Annotated in this window: 17 protein-coding genes; 12 read left to right on the top strand and 5 right to left on the bottom strand. The window is 65.2% G+C overall.

Annotated elements, in window-relative coordinates; genetic code table 11:
* Positions 1 to 10 precede the first annotated feature (10 nt).
* From CAF78_RS22950 to CAF78_RS22895, 12 genes are all read left to right on the top strand, one after another.
* Entirely contained in the window at positions 11 to 1,336 is a 1,326-nt protein-coding gene (locus CAF78_RS22950) for an FAD-binding oxidoreductase (protein WP_218189747.1), read from the top strand.
* 230 nt (positions 1,337 to 1,566) lie between these two features.
* Positions 1,567 to 2,565 (top strand): GlxA family transcriptional regulator, encoded by a 999-nt coding sequence (locus CAF78_RS22945; RefSeq protein ID WP_256573933.1) that lies wholly within the window; start codon positions 1,567 to 1,569, stop codon positions 2,563 to 2,565.
* A 154-nt stretch (positions 2,566 to 2,719) separates the two neighbouring features.
* Entirely contained in the window at positions 2,720 to 3,862 is a 1,143-nt protein-coding gene (locus CAF78_RS22940; RefSeq protein WP_085677373.1) for an SRPBCC family protein, read from the top strand.
* Positions 3,859 to 4,614, top strand: coding sequence for an SDR family NAD(P)-dependent oxidoreductase (locus CAF78_RS22935; RefSeq protein ID WP_085677372.1), 756 nt, complete (start codon positions 3,859 to 3,861; stop codon positions 4,612 to 4,614). The genes CAF78_RS22940 and CAF78_RS22935 overlap by 4 nt, the downstream gene beginning before the upstream one ends.
* A gap of 8 nt (positions 4,615 to 4,622) precedes the next feature.
* A complete protein-coding gene (locus CAF78_RS22930) occupies positions 4,623 to 5,552 on the top strand; it encodes a 3-keto-5-aminohexanoate cleavage protein (RefSeq protein ID WP_085677423.1) in 930 nt (309 codons plus the stop codon).
* A gap of 19 nt (positions 5,553 to 5,571) precedes the next feature.
* Complete coding sequence (locus CAF78_RS22925; RefSeq protein WP_085677371.1) at positions 5,572 to 6,993, top strand: aminobutyraldehyde dehydrogenase; 1,422 nt, start codon at positions 5,572 to 5,574, stop codon at positions 6,991 to 6,993.
* Between the two features lie 5 nt (positions 6,994 to 6,998).
* Complete coding sequence (locus CAF78_RS22920; protein ID WP_085677370.1) at positions 6,999 to 7,748, top strand: SDR family NAD(P)-dependent oxidoreductase; 750 nt, start codon at positions 6,999 to 7,001, stop codon at positions 7,746 to 7,748.
* The gene (locus CAF78_RS22915; RefSeq protein ID WP_085677369.1) at positions 7,748 to 8,680 is read left to right on the top strand and encodes a 3-hydroxyacyl-CoA dehydrogenase NAD-binding domain-containing protein; all 933 of its coding nucleotides are present in this window, start codon (positions 7,748 to 7,750) and stop codon (positions 8,678 to 8,680) included. The genes CAF78_RS22920 and CAF78_RS22915 overlap by 1 nt, the downstream gene beginning before the upstream one ends.
* Before the next feature lie 57 nt (positions 8,681 to 8,737).
* On the top strand, positions 8,738 to 9,688 hold the full coding sequence (locus CAF78_RS22910; RefSeq protein ID WP_085677368.1) for a PDR/VanB family oxidoreductase: 951 nt from the start codon (positions 8,738 to 8,740) through the stop codon (positions 9,686 to 9,688).
* Positions 9,689 to 9,720: 32 nt separating this feature from the next.
* Positions 9,721 to 10,194, top strand: coding sequence for a thioesterase family protein (locus CAF78_RS22905; protein ID WP_085677367.1), 474 nt, complete (start codon positions 9,721 to 9,723; stop codon positions 10,192 to 10,194).
* Positions 10,195 to 10,292: 98 nt separating this feature from the next.
* Entirely contained in the window at positions 10,293 to 11,240 is a 948-nt protein-coding gene (gene choX / locus CAF78_RS22900) for a choline ABC transporter substrate-binding protein (RefSeq protein ID WP_085677366.1), read from the top strand.
* On the top strand, positions 11,237 to 12,601 hold the full coding sequence (locus CAF78_RS22895; RefSeq protein ID WP_085677365.1) for a cytosine permease: 1,365 nt from the start codon (positions 11,237 to 11,239) through the stop codon (positions 12,599 to 12,601). The genes choX and CAF78_RS22895 overlap by 4 nt, the downstream gene beginning before the upstream one ends.
* Before the next feature lie 41 nt (positions 12,602 to 12,642).
* Here CAF78_RS22895 and CAF78_RS22890 read toward each other — a convergent pair whose 3' ends face one another.
* Genes CAF78_RS22890 through CAF78_RS22870 form a run of 5 tightly spaced genes read right to left on the bottom strand, consistent with a single transcriptional unit; the run spans position 12,643 to position 17,720 of the window.
* Positions 12,643 to 13,656, bottom strand: coding sequence for a methionine ABC transporter ATP-binding protein (locus tag CAF78_RS22890; protein ID WP_085677364.1), 1,014 nt, complete (start codon positions 13,654 to 13,656; stop codon positions 12,643 to 12,645).
* Between the two features lie 3 nt (positions 13,657 to 13,659).
* Positions 13,660 to 14,430 (bottom strand): MetQ/NlpA family ABC transporter substrate-binding protein, encoded by a 771-nt coding sequence (locus CAF78_RS22885; RefSeq protein WP_085677363.1) that lies wholly within the window; start codon positions 14,428 to 14,430, stop codon positions 13,660 to 13,662.
* Between the two features lie 21 nt (positions 14,431 to 14,451).
* A complete protein-coding gene (locus CAF78_RS22880; protein WP_085677362.1) occupies positions 14,452 to 15,117 on the bottom strand; it encodes a methionine ABC transporter permease in 666 nt (221 codons plus the stop codon).
* Positions 15,114 to 16,484 (bottom strand): LLM class flavin-dependent oxidoreductase, encoded by a 1,371-nt coding sequence (locus CAF78_RS22875; protein WP_085677361.1) that lies wholly within the window; start codon positions 16,482 to 16,484, stop codon positions 15,114 to 15,116. Before CAF78_RS22875 ends, CAF78_RS22880 begins: the two co-directional genes overlap by 4 nt.
* A 12-nt stretch (positions 16,485 to 16,496) precedes the next feature.
* A complete protein-coding gene (locus tag CAF78_RS22870; protein ID WP_085677360.1) occupies positions 16,497 to 17,720 on the bottom strand; it encodes an SfnB family sulfur acquisition oxidoreductase in 1,224 nt (407 codons plus the stop codon).
* Positions 17,721 to 17,878 lie beyond the last annotated feature (158 nt).

Genomic DNA, 17,878 nt, shown 5'->3' with positions numbered 1-17,878 from the left:
GGCTGCGAACATGTACGTCGCATCGAAACTGCCCAGCCACCCTGGCAGCTGCGGCTGGGTCGAGCTGTTGCCGCCGCGTTTGGCCAATGCCGCACTGGACGGTGCCGTCAGCGCCGATGTGGCGATCATCGGCGGTGGCTTTGCCGGCCTGTCGGCAGCCCGCCAGCTGATGCGCCGGGACCCGACACTCAAGGTGGTGCTGCTCGAAGCCGGCCTTGTCGGCGAGGGCGCCTCGGGGCGCAATTCGGGCTTCATCATCGACCTGCCCCACGAAGTGTCGGCCGAAGGCCTGGGCGGCGGCTCGCTCGAGCGCGCCAGGCGCGACATCAGGATGTACCGCACGGCCATCGACATGGGCCGCGAACTGGCCGAGGCGCACGGTTGGGGCAAGGACGTGTTCGACCCCTGCGGCCGCTTCAGTGTCGCCCGCGGCGCGCAAGGGGACGCGCACATCCTGGCCTACGCCCGGCAGCTGGATGCGCTGGGCGAACCTTGCGAGCACCTCGACACCCGGCAGATCGGCGCGGTGACCGGCAGCCCGGCCTACACCTCGGGCCTGTTCATGCCCGGCACGGTGATGATCCAGCCGGCGGCGTATGTGCGGCGTTTTGCCGATGCCTTGGCAGGCGCAGTGCAGGTGTATGAGCGCACGCCGGCCTTGTCGTTCAGGCAGGCGGGTGACGCCTGGGTGATCAAGACGCCGAAAGGCGTGGTCACGGCGGGCAAGGTCATCCTCGCCAACAACGGTCACGCCCAGAGCTTCGGTTTCTTCAAGGGCCAGCTGCTGCACGTGTTCACCTATGCCTCGCTGACCGAACGCTTTGCCCCCGAACGCCTGCCGGGCCAGCGTACCTGGGCGGCGACCCCGGCCTTGCCGATGGGCACCACGGTGCGCCGCATCCGCGATGGCGACAGCGACCGCATCCTGGTGCGCTGGCGCTACAGCTACAACCCGAGCCTGACCATCGGCGACAGCCAGGTGAACAGTGCCGGGCGGGTGCACGACGGCAAGTTCCTCACGCGCTTCCCGGCGCTCAAGGGGTTGCGCATGGAGTACCGCTGGGGTGGGCCGATGGCGCTGACCTGGAACAGCGTGCCGGCCTTTGGCGAAGTCGACCGTGGCGTGTTCTCGGCCTGTGGCTGCAACGGGTTGGGCGCATCCAAGTCCAGCGCCGCCGGTATCGCGGCGGCCGACCAGGCCTTGGGTGTGTCCAGCGAACTGGTGGAGATCTTCACCGGCTTCGACAAACCCAAGCCGTTGCCGCCGCAGCCGTTCCTGACGATCGGTGCGAAAGCCAACATGAAGTTCAAAGAGTTGCGGGCAGGGGATGAGTGAGGCGTTCTTCAGAACACCGGGGCTGCTGCGCACTCCATCGCCGGCAAGCCAGCTCCTACAGGTATTGCGCTAGCCTTTAGGTCTGCGCAAACCTGTGGGAGCTGGCTTGCCGGCGATGGGGTGCGTAGCTGCCCCCATTCGCTCAACTGACAGGCGAGCGCTGGAAAAGCAGCGGACCACCCCAGCAGAGTCTCGTATGATCAGGCCAACCCCTGCGCAGCGAGATCCACGTGTTCAACTTCCTGATCATCGTGTTCCCCTACTTCAACGCCGCCGCCACCACTGCGTTCGTCGACCCGTTTCGGGCGGCCAACTACCTGAGTGGTGAAAGCCGCTTCCATTGGCAGTTCGCGTCGGTGGATGGCGGCGGCATCCGCGCGTCCAATGGCATGGACCTGTTCACCCAGTCGCTGGCGAGCCTGCGCGATCAGCCTTGGGACCTGGTGGTGGTCTCGTGCAGCTGGGCCCCGGAGGAGCACCACAGTGCCTATCTGCACGGGGCGTTGCGCGCCTGGGCCAGCAAGGGTTGCATGCTGGCAGGCCTGGACACCGGCACCTTCCTGCTGGCCGAGGCCGGCCTGCTGGCCGGGCGCCGGGCTACTGCGCACTACGAACACATCGACGCCTTGCTCGAGCTGTACCCGGACGTGACCATCGTCGAGGACCTGTATGTCTTCGACCAGAACCGCATCACCTGCTGCGGCGGCGCAGCCTCGACGGACGCGGCGCTGCAACTGATCCGCAACCTGCAAGGCGAAACCGTGGCCAACGAAGCGGCACGCTACGTGTTCCACCAGCAGTTCCGCCCAGGCAGCAGCCAGCAGAACCCGGAAGCCCGGCAACCCCTCGGCCACACCATCCCGCTGGTGGTGCGGCAGGCGATCAAGTTGATGGAGCGGCACCTGGAAGAAGTCATCAGCATCCCCGACCTGTGCGAGCAGGTGGGTATTTCCCAACGCCAGCTCGACCGCCTGTTCCGCCAGGTGGTGCACAAGAGCCCGGCCTTGTACTACCGCGATATCCGCCTGGACCGGGCGCGCGGCCTGGTGACCCAGACCGACCTGGCGCTGACCAAGGTGGGCGTTGCTTCGGGCTTTCCCAATCAATCGCATTTCTGCCGCATCTACCGGGAACGCTTCGGCCTGACCCCGCGTCAGGACCGCCAGGAAGGGCGGGTGCCGTTCGATTACCGGGCCTGGCCGATGCACCAGCAGGGCAAGCCCAGGTAGTCGCTCGCCGCGGTGACGTATCTAAAAACGACAATGGCCAAAACTGCATAAAACACGGCGGAATTTGCACATTTAATAGCTCGGCTGCAGCTCACTATCAACGCCACAGAGCAGGCAAAACCCCATTGCCTGCGACAAAAAAAGGGCCGTTGATATGACTGATCTGATCCATCCCCGCCAATTCGAAGCGATCAAGCAGGGTTATGACCCAGACCCGTTGCGCTCCCAGTCCCTGCGTGCCGACGCTTATGTCGACCCTGAGTGGTTCCGCCTCGATCAGCAGGCCATCATCGCCAAGAACTGGCAGTGGGTGTGCCACGTGGAAAAGGTCCGTGAGCCCGGCGCCTATACCACGGTGGACATCGCCGGCCACCCGATTGCCGTCGTGCGCGACCAGGAGGGCGTGCTGCGCGCCTTCTACAACGTCTGCAAGCATCGCGCTCACCCGGTGTTGCAAGGTGAAGGCAAGACCCGGCGCATCGTCTGCCCGTACCACTCCTGGTGCTATGGCCTCAACGGCGGGCTGGTCGCCGCGCCGCATGTCGGCGGGCTCAAGGACTTCGACAAGGAAGAGATCCACCTGACCCCGGTGCAGGTCGAGGTGTTCTGTGGCTTCGTCTACGTCAACCTCGACCCGCAGGCTGCGCCGCTGCGCGAGCAGTCTGGCGACCTGGGCAAGGAGATCCTGCAGTGGGCGCCGGACATCGAGAAACTCACCTTTGGTCATCGCCTGACCTACGAGATCAAGTCCAACTGGAAGAACGTGGTCGACAACTTCCTCGAGTGCTACCACTGCCCGACCGCGCACAAGGACTTCTGCACCCTGGTCGACATGGACACCTACAAGGTGCAGACCCACGGTATCTACTCCAGCCACATGGCCGAAGCCGGCAAGGGCCAGAACTCGGCCTACGACGTGTCCAAGGCCAGCGTGCGCACCCATGCGGTGTGGTGGCTGTGGCCCAACACCTGCCTGATGCGCTACCCAGGCCGCAGCTCGATGATCGTGCTGAACATCGTGCCCATGGGGCCTGACCGCACGTTCGAAACCTACGACTTCTTCCTCGAGACGCCCGAACCGGACGACATGGAAAAGGAGGCCATCCGTTACCTCGATGAAGTGCTGCAGGTCGAAGACATCTCCCTGGTGGAGAACGTGCAGCGCGGCATGCAGACCCCGGCCTTCGACCAGGGCCGGATCGTCACCGACCCGAACGGTTCGGGGAAATCCGAGCATGCCTTGCACCACTTCCACGGCCTGGTACTGGACGCCTATGCGCGCTGCGTGAAGCCATGAGCGGCGGCCTGAACGGCAAGGTGGCCCTGGTCACTGGGGCAACCGGTGGCATCGGCAGGGCGGTGTGCGAACGCTTGCTCAAGGAAGGTGCGGTGGTCTATGCCGCCGACCTTTCCCAGCAGCACCCGGTGCCGGGGGCGAAGGCGGTGCAGATGAATGTCGCCGACGAGGCGCAGGTACAGGCGGCGATGCAGCAGGTGGCGCAGGCGCAGGGGCGGCTTGATGTGCTGGTGAACGCCGCCGGCATCGAGGTCGAGCACACCATCGAGCACACCAGCCTGGAGGCGTGGAACCGGGTGTTTGCGGTCAACGTCACCGGCACCTTCCTGGTCAGCAAGCACGCCTTGCCGTTGCTGCGCGAAAGCAGCGGGGCGAGCGTGATCAATTTCGGCTCCTACGACGGCTTCATTGCCGACCCGGGGCTCGCGGCGTACTGCGCCAGCAAAGGCGCGGTGCATGCGCTGACCCGTGCCATGGCCTGTGACCACGGCCCCGAAGGTATCCGGGTCAATGCCGTATGCCCTGGCTACATCGACACGCCGATGCTGCGCAGTTTCTTCCAGGACCACGGCGATATCGCCAGCCTGGAGAGCGCGGTGCGCGACGTGCATCCGACCCGACGCTATGGCACCCCGGCCGATGTCGCCAACCTCGTGTACTGGCTGGCCAGTGACGAGGCCCGCTATGCCAGCGGCCAGTTGTGGATCCTCGATGGTGGCCTTACCGCCCAAGTCCAACAAATGAAACTGTGAGCCTCGCCATGCCAAAGTCCGTCATCATCACCTGTGCCACCACCGGTGGCGTACACACTCCGACCATGTCGGAATACCTGCCGATCACGCCGCAGGAAATTGCCGATGCCTCCATCGAGGCTGCCGAGGCCGGGGCTTCGATCATCCACCTGCATGCGCGCAACCCCGAGACCGGCAAGCCGGACCCGCGCCCCGAACTGTTCCAGGACTTCATGGGGCAGATCCACCGCCAGAGCGATGCGGTATTGAACGTCTCCACCGGCGGCGGCCTGGGCATGACCCGCGAGGAGCGCCTGCGTGCGGCGCTGGCGGTCAGCCCGGAAATGGCCTCGCTGAACGTCGGCTCGATGAACTTCGGCATCTTCCCGATGAAGGCCAAGTATTCGAACTGGAAGCATGACTGGGAACCTGCGTTCCTCGACAGCACCCGTGACTTCATCTTCCGCAACACCTTTGCCGACATCGAATACATCGTCAAGGAACTGGGCGATGGCCACGGTACCCGCTTCGAATTCGAGTGCTACGACCTGGGCCACCTGTACAACCTGGCGTGGGTCATCGACCAGGGCTGGGTCAAGCCACCGTTTCTGATCCAGATCGTGTTCGGTGTGCTGGGGGGCGTGGGCGCCGACCTGGACAACCTGATGCACATGCACACGGTGGCGCAGAAGCTGTTCGGCAAGGATTACGAATGGTCGGTGCTGGCGGCCGGCAAGCACCAGATGACCTTTGCCACCCAGGCGGCAATGCTCGGCGGCAACGTGCGGGTCGGGCTGGAAGACAGCCTGTTCATCGGTGCTGGCGAGAAGGCCAGAAGCAATGCCGAGCAGGTGCTGAAGATCCGCTCGATCATCGAAAACCTCGGGCTCAAGGTGGCCACACCGGAAGAAGCCCGGGCGCGCCTGGGCCTGAAAGGGCGCGACAAGATCACCTTGTGACTCGCGATGGGGATACACCATGCATAGCAAAATGTTGATCAACGGCGAGCTCGTTGAAGGCGTCGCTGCGCCTATCGCTGTCATCGACCCGGCTACGGGTGAAGCGATCACCCGTGTTCACCAGGCTGATGATGCTCAGCTGGACTGTGCTGTGCGCAGTGCAGAAGAGGCCTTCGCGTCGTACTCGAAAGCTACCCCGGGGCAGCGTGCCGCACTGCTGCAGGACATTGCCGAGGTCATTGAAAAACACGCTGAAGAACTGGCCGCGCTGGAAAGCCACAACGTCGGCAAACCGTGGCCATCGGCATTGAATGACGAGATGCCGCTGACCCTCGACACCTTCCGCTTCTTTGCCGGTGCGGCACGCACCTTGGCGGGTGTCGCGGCAGGTGAGTATGTGGCCGGGCACACCAGCCTGATCCGGCGCGACCCGATTGGCCCGGTGGCGGCCATCGCACCGTGGAACTACCCGCTGATGATGGCGGCCTGGAAACTGGCGGCGCCGCTGGCGGCCGGTTGCACCGTGGTGCTCAAGCCCTCCGAGGTGACCCCGCTGTCGACCTTGCGCCTGGGGCAGCTGCTGGCGGATGTGGTACCCAAGGGCGTCATCAATATCGTCCATGGGGTTGGCAGTTCGACCGGGGCGCGGTTGATCAATGCCGATGGTATCGAAGCCGTGAGCATCACCGGTTCGCCTGCGACCGGTAGCGCGGCCATGCGCGCCGCTGCGCAACAGATGCGCCAGGTGCATGTCGAGCTGGGCGGCAAGGCACCGGTCATCGTCTATGACGATGCCGACATTGAAAAACTGGTCGCCACCTTGCGCGCCACGGCGTTCTTCAATGCCGGGCAGGATTGCGCGCAGCCTTGCCGGGTGCTGGTGGCCAGCACGATCTATGACCGCGTCGTCAGTGCCCTGGCGGAAGCTGCGGCGACGATCAAGGTCGGTGCACCCAGGGCGACTGGAACCGAGATGGGGCCGCTGGTGACCGAAGTGCACCGGCAACGGGTCGCCGATTTCGTCGACCGCGCCCGGGGGTATGCCGAGGTCGTGACGGGCGGCACGGTCGAGCCTGGCGGCGGTTTTTTCTACAGCCCGACAGTGATTGCCGATGTCGACCATCACGCGGAAATCGCCACCCAGGAACTGTTCGGCCCGGTGATCTCGGTATCGAGGTTCACCCCGGACCAGGACCCGGTGGCGATTGCCAACGCCACCCGGTATGGCCTGGCTTCGTCGCTGTGGACCCGTGACAGCGGCCGGGCGATGGAGGCCAGCAGCCGGCTGCGTTACGGCTTCACCTGGGTCAACACCCACGGCGTGGCCACGCCGGAAATGCCCTGGGCTGCCATGAAAGGCTCAGGCCACGGTTGCGACATGTCGGTGTTTGCGCTCGACGCCTACACCAGTGTTCGCCACGTCATGCTCGCACACGGGTGACCGCCATGGACAAACCAGCAGTGATCGTCACCGGTGGCAGCCGAGGAATCGGCCTGGCCATCGTCGAAAAGTTCGTCGCCCAAGGGCGCCAGGTGGTTACCTGTGGGCGCGGCGCCAGGCCGCGGCATCTGGACAGTTCAGTGGAATGGGTGCAGGCAGACGTCTCCCGCAGCGAAGATGCCCGTTACATCGTCGAGCGTGCCGAACAGCGCTTTGGCCGTGTGGGCATCCTGGTCAACAACGCCGGTGTGCAGGTCGAGAAAACCGTGCTGCAAAGCACGGATGCCGACTGGGACGAGGTGATGGGCATCAACGCCCGCGGCACGTTCAACCTGTGCCGTGCGGTGCTGCCGGGCATGGTCCAGTGCGGCGGCACGATCATCAACCTGGGCTCGATATCCGGGCAGACCGCCGACCCGTCCATGGCCATCTACAACGCGTCCAAGGCCTTCGTGCATGGGCTGACTCGCTCCATCGCGGTGGACCATGGCCCGCGGGTGCGCTGCAACGCGGTCTGCCCCGGCTGGATCATGACGGCAATGGCCGAGGACGCGTTCGCCATGGCAGACGACCCGGCCAAAGCCAAGGCCGACGCCTTGGCTCGCCACCCCGCTGGTCGCTTCGGCCAGCCTGACGATATCGCCGAGATCGTGGCCTGGCTGGCCTCCGACGCGGCGCGTTTCATTACCGGGCAGTGCTTTGTCGTCGACGGCGGCCTGACCAGTGCATCCCCCCTGCAACCGAGGTTCTTCTGATGAGTGATTTCCAACATGTCGCGGTGATTGGCGCAGGTGTGATCGGTGCCAGCTGGGCCGCGTTGTTCCTGGCGTCTGGGCGCAACGTCGCGGTCTACGATCCGTCGCCGACGATGGAAGCTGATGTTCGTGGCTACATCGACAATGCCTGGCCGACGCTGCGCGAGCTGGGCCTGGTGAACGCCGAGCCGGGCCAGTTGAGCTTCCATGATGACGTTGCCAGCGCTGTAGCGGGCGCTGACTTCATCCAGGAAAGCGTGCCGGAGCGCATTGCCATCAAGCATGAGCTGTTCGCCAGGCTGGAGGCGGCCCTCAAGCCCGGTGCCATCGTCGCTTCGTCCGCGTCCGGGTTGCGCCTGGGTGAGATGCAGGCGGGCTGGAACAACCCCTCGCACTTCATCCTTGGCCATCCGTTCAATCCGCCCCACCTGATCCCGCTGGTCGAGGTCATGGGCAATGACAAGACGGCGGCCGGTGTGGTGGAGCAGGCCGAGCGCTTCTATGCGCTGGTCGGCAAGGTGACCATCCGGGTCAATCGCGAAGTGAAGGGGCATGTAGCAAACCGCTTGCAGGCTGCGTTGTGGCGGGAGGCCATTCACTTGGTCGCCAGTGGTGTGGCCAGTGTGGAAGACGTCGACAAGGCCGTGTGGGCGGGGCCGGGCCTGCGCTGGGCGGCAATGGGGCCGACCTTGCTGTTCCACCTTGGCGGCGGGGCGGAAGGCTTGAGTTCGTTCTGCCAGAAATACACCGAGAGCTTCCACGGGTGGTGGGATGACCTGGGCGACCCGCGCCTCGATGCGCAGACGGCCTCGATGCTGGTGCAGGGCGTGCAGGATGAAGCGGGGGAGCACAGTTGGGCGACCCTTGCCACGCAGCGCGATGCACTGATTACCCGCCTGTTGAAGGCGACCACGCCGCTACGGCGCGGTTGAGAGTCGGCCCGAGGCTCACCAGGCCTCGGGCCAGTTTGCCGCTGTGTGAGGTCTGCCATGCCTGATCAATTGACGCTACAGATAACCGACCTGATTGCCGAAGCCAAAGGTGTCGTGGTCATCGAGCTGCGTTCGCCTGTGGGGGCAGCCTTGCCGCCGTTCAAGCCGGGCGCCCATATCGAACTGCATCTGCCGGGTGGGCGGGTACGCCAGTACTCCCTGTGCAACGACGCCCGCGAGACCGATCGCTACTGCGTGGGCGTTGGCCTGTCGCCGACCAGCCGCGGCGGCTCCAGGCATGTGCACCAGTCGCTGCGGGTGGGCGATACGCTGACAGTCAGCGCGCCGCGCAACCATTTCCCGTTGCAGGAAGACGCCCCGGGCCTGGTGTTTTTCGCGGGCGGTATCGGCATCACGCCCGTCTGGTCGATGATCCAGTGGTGCGAGGCCAACCAGCGCCCGTGGCATCTCTACTACCTGGTGCGCAGCCGCCAACGTGCTGCGTTTCTGGAGGCGCTGCAGCCCTTTAGCGACCGGGTCACGCTGCATGCCGACGACGAGGCCGGTGGGCTGTTCGATATTGCGGCGGCCATCCATCAGCAGCCATCCAACGTGCACTTCTACACCTGTGGCCCGACCCCGTTGATGCTGGCGGTCGAGGCCGCCGCGGGCGGCTTCCCGCAAGAGCAGGTGCATTTCGAGTGGTTTACCCCCAGGACGCCGAAAAGCGCGACAACCGACACGGCGTTCAGCGTTCAGTTGGCGCGCAGCGGCAGGGCCTTCGAGGTGCCTGCGGACCAGAGCATTCTGCAGGTGCTGGAGGCTAATGGCCTGCGCGTGGAAAGTTCGTGCCGGGAGGGCACCTGCGCCGCCTGCGAAACCTGCGTGCTGGACGGCACGCCGGACCATCGCGACAGCGTGCTGACGGCGGCCGAACGCAAGCACAACGACGTGATGATGATCTGCGTTTCCCGCGCGCTGTCGCAAACCCTGGTGCTCGACCTCTGAGCCGAAGCCATGACTTCTGGAAGGAACTGTTCGTGAACAACCTGCTGCTGATTCACCAGGCCGCCATCGGCGAAGACTGGATCGACTACAACGGGCACCTGCGCGATGCCTTCTACTTCCTGCTGTTCAGCCATGCCACCGATGCGCTGATGGATCACCTCGGGCTCGACGCAGACGGCCGAGCCCTCTACGGCCATACGCTGTACACGCTGGAGGCCCATATCAACTACCTGTGCGAAACCCGGCTGGGGGAGCAGGTGCAAGTGTTCACCCAGGTGATCGACCATGACAGCAAGCGGTTGCACATCGTCCATCACCTGTACCGCCCCAAGGATGGAGAACTGCTGGCTGCCAGTGAGCAGATGCTCATGAACATCGCGAGCGAAGCCGGGCGTGCGGCGAAATTCGCCACCGCCGTCGAAGCGAAGATCAGCGCGATCTTCCAGGCGCACCGAACGCTGCCACGCCCCGGCTATTGTGGCCGCGTCATCGGCATACGTCGCTAGCAAGCATCACCCGCTGGGCCAGATAACGACAAGACTGCGTTGCCTCTGAATAACAACAACTGCCGCTTCCCATAGCTGCCACAGAGAGGATTTGCGTCATGAAACATGCACTGCGCGTTATGTGCTGTTCCGCCTTGGCCATGAGTGCACACACCTATGCCGCCGAGCCGCCCCAATGCCGGCTGGTGCGGATGTCCGACCCTGGCTGGACCGACATCCAGACCACCACCGCCATTGCCACCACCTTGCTGAAAAGCCTCGGCTACCAGACCAAGTCGACCCTCGTGGGGGTGCCGCTGACCTTCAAGGCCCTGGCCGATGGCAAGAACATGGATGTGTTCCTGGGCACCTGGCTGCCGACCATGGAGCCCGACCTCAAACCCCACCGCGACGCGGGCGCCATCGACATCGTCCGGGTCAACCTGCAGCACGCCAAGTACACCCTGGCGGTGCCGCAGACCTTGTGGGATCAAGGGCTGAAGGACTTCGCCGATATCCCTCGCTTCAAAAACGAACTGGGCGGCAAGATCTATGGCCTGGAGCCTGGCGACGGCGGCAACAACGCGGTCATCAAAGCCATCGGCGACAACGCCTTCGGCCTGAAGGACGCCGGGTTCTCGGTGGTCGCGTCTAGCGAGTCGGGCATGCTGGCGCAGGTCGAGCGTGCGCAGCGGCGCAACCAGGCGATCCTTTACCTGGGCTGGGAGCCGCACCCGATGAACACGCGGTTCAAGATGAAGTTCCTCACCGGTGGCGACGACTACTTCGGCCCGGATTTCGGTGATGCCACGGTCTACACCAGCACCCGCAAAGGCTACGCCGACGAATGCCCGAACGTTGGGCAACTGCTGAAGAACCTGAGCTTTACCCTGGACATGGAGAACCACATCATGGGCTCCATTCTCTATGACAAGATGGAGCCGGAAGCCGCTGCCAGGGCCTGGTTGAAGCAGAACCCGCAGGTGCTCGACGGCTGGCTGGCCGGCGTGACCACCTGGGATGGCCAGCCCGGCCTGGCACAAGTCAAAGCGCAGGTGGCGCCATGATCGAGAAGCGCAGTATCGAGTTCGTGCCCCACAGCGAGCGTTACGGCAGGCCGCGTCGGCTGTTCTCTGTATGGTTCAGTTCCAACCTGCAGGTGACCGCGCTGATGGTCGGCACCTTGGGTGTGGCCTCCGGGCTGAGCCTGCTGTGGACCCTGGCCGGGCTGGTCATCGGCTGCATGCTGGGCACGGTGTTCATGGCCGCCCACTCTGCGCAAGGCCCGCACCTGGGCGTGCCGCAGATGATCCAGAGCCGTGCGCAGTTCGGCGTGTTCGGTGCCGCCATCCCGCTGCTGGTAATGGTGACCGCTGCGGTACTGTTCATGGCGGCCAGCGGGGTGCTGATGCGCGACCCACTGAAGGCGCTGCTGCCGGTCACGGACAACCAGGCGATCGTCATCGTCGCGTTCGCGACCTTCCTGATAGGCGTCGTCGGCTACGAACTCATTCACCGCATAGGCGCCTGGATGAGCCTGCTGTCGTCGCTGGTGTTCGGCGCCGCCCTGGTCCTGATCCTGATGCAGGTGAACGTCTCGGGGCTGTTGCCCCGTGATGCGGGGGGCTTTTCGATGCCGGTGTTCAACCTGGTGATCGCCCAAGCCGCTTCCTGGACCCTTGGCTATGGCCCCTACGTGGCGGACTACTCCCGCTACCTGCCCGCCGATGTCGACACCCGACACACGTTCTGGACTACCTACTTCGGTTGCGCGCTGGGCTCACTGGGCATGATGGCGCTAGGGGCCACGCTGGCAGCGCTGGTGCCCTCGGCCCTTGACCTCGACCCGGGCAACGCGATCGCCAGCCTGTTCGGCATCTGGGCACCAGCCGCGCTGGTGGTGATTGCCCTTGGCGTGATCCAGTACAACGTGCTGTGCCTGTACAGTGCCTTTATGTCGACCACCACGATTTTCAGCGGCTTCGCCAGGTTGCAGCAGGTACGCCAGGGCACCAAGACCCTGCTGATGGCGCTGCTTTCGGTGCTGGCCTGTGCCATCGCCACCCAGAGCCAGTACCACTTCGACACCTTTTTTGCCGACATCTTGATCGGGCAGCTCTACCTATTGATTCCCTGGAGTGCGATCAACCTGGTGGATTACTACGTGGTCCGGCGGGGCAGCTACAGCATTGACGATCTTTACGATGCGCAAGGCCGCTACGGGCGCTGGAACCGGAAAACCATGATGGTGTATGGCGTGTCGATCATCGGCACCGTTCCGTTCATGAAGCTGTCGTTCTACGAGGGGTATTTCGCCAGGTTGATCGGCGCGGACGTCAGCTGGATTGCCGGGTTGGTGTTGGCGGGGCTGCTGTATTTCATCTTCAACGGGCGCCGGGTTTTGGTGGCTTCAGCGCTTGTGCGTTGATTGCCAGGATCACCGCAGGCTGGCCTGGGGTGACCCGCTGCTCATACCCACTCGGCCCGGTCGGCCAGCCCCCTTGCGCGTTGCATCAGCACCTCGGCCGGGGCCGAACTGCTGATCGCCAGGCGCAGGCGCCCGAGGTAGCGGCCTTGAATGGGCTCGAGCGTACCGGAATACAGGCTCACGCCTTCGCCCAGTGCCGCGCCGATAGCCTGCAGGTCGGGCTGCAGTTGCCGGTTGCCGGTGTAGTGCAGGTCGAGGTAGCGCTGCTCGGGGTGAGTGGGTGTGCGCGGCAGCGCAGCGTCGCTCAGCAGAATGCGGCTGACCGGGTGGCGAGGGTCGCCGAACACTTGCCATACCGCCCCGGTCTCGACGATACGGCCTTGCTCCAGTACCGCCACGCGGTCACACAGGTCGCGGATCACCTGCATTTCGTGGGTGATCAGGACGATGGTCAGGCCCAGCCGCTGGTTGATGTCGCGCAACAGTTCGAGCACCGACTGGGTGCTCTCTGGGTCGAGCGCCGAGGTGGCCTCGTCGCACAGCAGGATCTGCGGCTGCAGCACCAGTGCCCGGGCGATGCCCACGCGCTGCTTCTGGCCGCCCGAGAGCTGCGCCGGGTAGTCCCCGGCGCGGCCTGCCAGGCCGACCAGCTGCAGCAGCGCCTGCACCCGGGCAGCGCGCTGGGCGCGTGGCACCCCGGCCATGCGCATGGGCAGTTCGACGTTCTCCCCGACCGTGCGGTTGGCCAACAGGTTGAAGTGTTGGAAGATCATCGCCACGTTGCGCCGCAAGGCCTGCAGGGGCTTGCCCTGCAGCCCGGCAATGTCCTGGCCGTCGATCAACACCTGGCCAGCACTGGGCGCCTCCAGGCGGTTGAGCAGACGCAGCAGCGAGGACTTGCCCGCGCCGCTGCGGCCGATGATGCCGAATACCTCGCCACGGCGTACCTCGAGGTCGATGGCAGCGAGCGCACTGACCCCGCCGTAGTGCTTGTGCACGCCCTGCAATTGCAAGTGGGCCTGGGCTGACTGTAGCTGCTGCTGGTAGCGGCTCATGGCTCAGAACCCCGGGGCGATCTGGCCCTTGTAGCGGGTCAGGATGAAGTTGCGCACTGCGGGCGAATTGAGTGCCTTGGCCAGTTTCTGGATGCCTGGGTCCTGCAGGTTGTCGGGGCGGGCCACCAGGTACTCGACGTACAGGTCCTTGCCTTTTTCGACGATCAGCGCGCTGTTGGTATCGATACCGGCCTCCAGGGCGTAGTTGGCGAAGACGAAGGCCAGGTCCACCTGCTTGACCGAGCGCGCCAGCATGGCGCCTTCCAGCTCGCGGATCTTCAGGTGGCGCGGGTTGTCGGTGATGTCACGCTGGGTGGACTGCGGGTTGCTCGGGTCCTTGAGTTTGAGCAGCCCGGCCTCGGCCAGCAGAACCAGGGCACGGCCGGTATTCACCGGGTCGTTGGGGATGGCCACGCTGGCGCCCTCTGGCAGTTCGGCCAGGGTCTTGTACTTGGCCGAATAGGCACCGAACGGCTCGATATGCACACCCACCACCGGCACCAGGTCGGTATGCCGGGTCTGGTTGAAGTCGTCGAGGAACGGCCGGTACTGGTAGTAGTTGGCATCCAGGTGTTTCTGCGCCAGCTGCAGGTTGGGCTGGATGAAGTCGTTGAATACCTTGATGTCCAGGTCCACGCCTTCCTTGGCCAGGGCCGGTTTGACGAATTCGAGGATCTCGGCGTGGGGCACCGGCGTGGCACCGACGACCAGGTGTTCCGCAGCCTGTGCACTGAAGGCGATGAAGGCGGCGAGGGCAGTGAGGGTCTTTTTCATGTCAGGGATACCTTGCAAGGGTCAGCGGCGGGTGAAATGTCTTACCAGGCGGTCACCGCTCATCTGCAGCACCTGCACCAGCAGGATCAGCAGCAGCACGGTGACCACCATCACATCGGTCTGGAAGCGCTGGTAGCCAAAGCGGATCGCCAGGTCACCAAGCCCGCCACCCCCGATCACGCCAGCCATGGCGGTGTAGTCGACCAGCACGATGGCGGTGACCGTGACGGCCGCGATCAGCCCGGTGCGGGCTTCGGGCAGCAGGGTGTAGCGGATGATCTGGGCAATGCTGCCGCCCATGGCCTGGCTGGCCTCGACCAGGCCGCGGTCGACCTCGCGCAGCGCGGTTTCCACCAGGCGCGCGAAGAACGGCGTGCAACCGACCACCAGCGGCGGGATGGTGCCCTTGACCCCGAGGGAGGTGCCGGTCAGCAGCGTGGTCAACGGGATCAGCACGATCAGCAGGATGATGAACGGCAGCGAACGCAGCACGTTGACCACCAGCGACAGGCCACGGTAGAGCGGCCCATTGGCCAGCAGCTGGCGCTGCCCGGTGAGGTACAGCAACACCCCCAGGGGCAGGCCGAACAGCACGGTGAAGCCCAGTGCCGCGCCCAGCATGCTCAAGGTGTCGAGGCAGGCCTGGGCGATTTCGGCCCAGTCGAGGTTGGCCAGCAGTTCGTTCATCGGCGGGCCTCCCGGCGCAGGGCGGCGACCGGGTGCGATCCCCCCAGGCGGTCACCGCGGCCGAACAGCTTGTTGCGCAACGTGCCGGGCTCGTAGGCCCGCTTGAACAGCCCGCGGGCCTGCAGCTCTGGCACCAGCAGGTCGACCACCGCCTCGAAGGTTTCCGGCGCAACCACGCTGGCCAGGTTGAAACCGTCGACACCCGTTTCCTCCACCCATTCCTGCAATTGATTGGCCACGGTCTGTGCCGAGCCCACCAGCACCGGGCCGTCACCGCCAATGGCGCAGTAGTCGGCAATTTCGGCGGTGGTCCAGGTGCGTGCCGGGTCGGCGCGGGTGAAGGCTTCCACGGCGGACCGGATGGCTTCGCTGGGCACCTCGCGCAGCACCTGGTCGGGCGCGTACTCGGCGAAATCGATGCCGGTCCAGCCCGACATCAGCGTCAGCGCGCCGCTGGCGCTGGCGTACTGGCGATACTCGTCGAGCAGGGCCAGGGCCTGTTGGTCGCTGGGCGCGACGATGACCGTCAGTTGCTCGAGGATCTGCACATCCTCCGGCGCGCGGCCGGCGGCAGCCACCGCAGCGCGCAGTTCGGCCACCTGCTTGCGCAGCACCGCCTTGCTCGGCGCAGCGACGAACACGCACTCAGCGTTGGCCGCGGCGAAGGCGCGCCCGCGGCTGGAAGCGCCGGCCTGGTAGATCACCGGCGAGCGTTGTGGCGAAGGTTCGCTCAAGTGGAAGCCTGGCACCTTGAACCAGGTGCCCTGGTGGTCGATGCCATGCACCTTGCGCGGGTCGGCATACACCCCGGTTACCCGGTCGGCCTGCACCGCATCGTCGTCCCAGCTGGTTTCCCAGAGCTTGTAGCAGACCTGCAGGTATTCGTCGGCCAGTGCATAGCGCTGGTCGTGGCTGAGGGGCGGCTGCCCCAGGTTGCGCGCGCCGCTGGCCAGGTACGAGGTGACGATGTTCCAGCCGGCGCGCCCCTGGGTCAGGTGATCCAGGGTGCTCATGCGCCGGGCGAACGGGTAGGGGTGTTCGAACGACACCGACGCGGTCACGCCGAACCCCAGGTGGCGGGTGGCGGCAGCCATGGCCGGCACCAGTTGCAGCGGGTCGTTGACCGGCACCTGGGCGGCGTTGCGCAGGGCCGCGTCGGCATTGGCGCCATACACGTCATACACGCCCAGCACGTCGGCGATGAACAGGCCGTCGATGCAGCCACGCTCCAGGGTCCTGGCCAGTTCCACCCAGTAGTGGATGTCGGTGTAGCGGGTGGCCTGGTCCCGCGGGTGGCGCCACAGGCCGGGCGACAGGTGGCCGACGGTGTTCATGGCAAAGGCATTGAGGCGGATCTGCTTGGTCATGGTCGGGCCGCCTCAGTTCCAGTCATGGCGGGCAGGCTTGATGCCGTTCAAGGCCCAGTTGCCGACCAGGTGGTATTTCCAGCGCACCGGGTCGTGCAAGGTGTGCACGCGGGCGTTGCGCCAGTGGCGGTCGAAGTTGTGCTGGGTCAGTGACGAGCGCGTGCCGCCCAGTTCGAACAGGCGGTTGCTGGCCTCGATGGCCACCTCGGTGGTGAGCACCTTGGCCTTGGCCACGGCCACCGAGGCCAAGGCCACGTTGTCTTCGTCCGGTGCCGGCTTGGCCGCATCCAGCGCCAGGCCCGCGCGCTCGAGCAGCGCCTCGGCCGCTTCCTGGCGGATTTCCAGTGAGCCGACCTGGATGATGGTCAGTGGGTCTTCGCTGGCCTTTTCCACCTTGGCATCGATCCAGGGGCGGGCATGCTGGCGCACGAAGGCAATGGTGTCGTCCAGCGCCGCACGGCCGATGCCGGCATCGATGGCGGCGGTGGTCAGCTGGGCGAAGGGGCCTGCCAGGGTCGGGCGCTCGTAGGAGCGGTAGCTGGGGAAGAGGTTGAACGCCGGTACCCGCAGGCCATCGAGCAGCACCGTGCCGCTGGAGGTGGTGCGCTGGCCCATGCTGCTCCAGTCGTCGACGATCACCAGGCCCGGCGCGCCGCGCTCGACGAAGGCCAGCTGCGCACGGTCCTGATCATCCAGCGCCAGCACCCCGATCCAGTGGGCGTACAGGGAGCCGGTGCAGTAGCCCTTGCGCCCATCGATGCGATAGCCGTCGCCCTCGGCCACCAGGCGGGTGCGGATGTCCTGGACGGTCTTGCCGCCGGTTTCCGACAGGGCATTGGCAAAGCGATGGCCCTGCAGCACCAGGGCGAAGAAGTGGCGCTGCTGCTCGGGCGTGCCTTGCAGGCGGATGTCTTCGAGCAGGCAGTAATGGTTTTGCGGGATCTGCCCAAGCGAGGGGTCGGCGGCGGAGACGATGGCGATCACCCGGGCCAGGGTGGCGAACGAGACCTCCGCACCGCCATGCGCCCGTGGCACGGTGATGCCCCACAGGCCACTGTTGGAGAAGGCGTCGACAATGTCTGCCGGCACTTCCCGGCGTCGATCGCGCTCGGCGGCGCCCTCACGCAGCAGGGCGGCGACCTGGTGGGCGACGCTGATCGCTTCGGCATCGTCGCGGATGATATGGGCTGCAGGACGGCGGATTTCGTAGGCAGCAGAGAGGATTTCGCTAGGCATGGACAACTCGATGTGTAGTCGGACGACTTCACATTGCAGCTGTTGTGCCAGCCTGTGTGGCCCAGTAAATCAAGGGGTTACAGCCGAGCAGCGCGGATGTTGCCTGTCTGGATGCACGGTCAACTGTTGCCGGGGTGTTTGCCCGGCAACAGTGTCAG

Origin of the sequence: Pseudomonas sp. R28(2017) (assembly GCF_002112505.1) — a bacterium.
Taxonomy (GTDB): Bacteria; Pseudomonadota; Gammaproteobacteria; order Pseudomonadales; family Pseudomonadaceae; genus Aquipseudomonas.
Note: the sequence above shows the minus strand (reverse complement) of the source record. Positions and strands in the feature narration are given on the sequence as shown.